At 43.5% G+C, this 239-nt stretch carries 1 pseudogene; it reads right to left on the bottom strand.

The features are described from left to right. Window positions 1-239, bottom strand: a pseudogene (locus tag AAEY99_RS21690) (RNA chaperone ProQ); the annotation flags it as partial.

The raw sequence follows: 239 nt of genomic DNA, 5'->3' as shown, positions 1-239 counted from the left end.
CCTGTCACTAGTTCAACGTGAACATCGTCTTTGTTTACTTCAGTGATTACTGCATTAACAAGTGCTTGGCCAAGTTTAACTTTAACCTTGTTATTAACCTTGACCTCGCCTGCAGGTAAAGGTTCAACTTTTCCTGAACGCTTAGGCGCAGCGGCTTTGGCAGGTTTTGCTGCAGCTGATGGATTTTTAGCTGAATGCGCTGGCTTCTTCTTAAAAGATTTTGCATCTGAGTCTTGACG

It is taken from the genome of Shewanella sp. S1-58-MNA-CIBAN-0166, assembly GCF_040310085.1.
Taxonomy (GTDB): Bacteria; Pseudomonadota; Gammaproteobacteria; order Enterobacterales; family Shewanellaceae; genus Shewanella.
The sequence above is the reverse complement of the archived record's forward strand: the minus strand, read 5'-3'. Positions and strand labels throughout refer to the sequence as shown.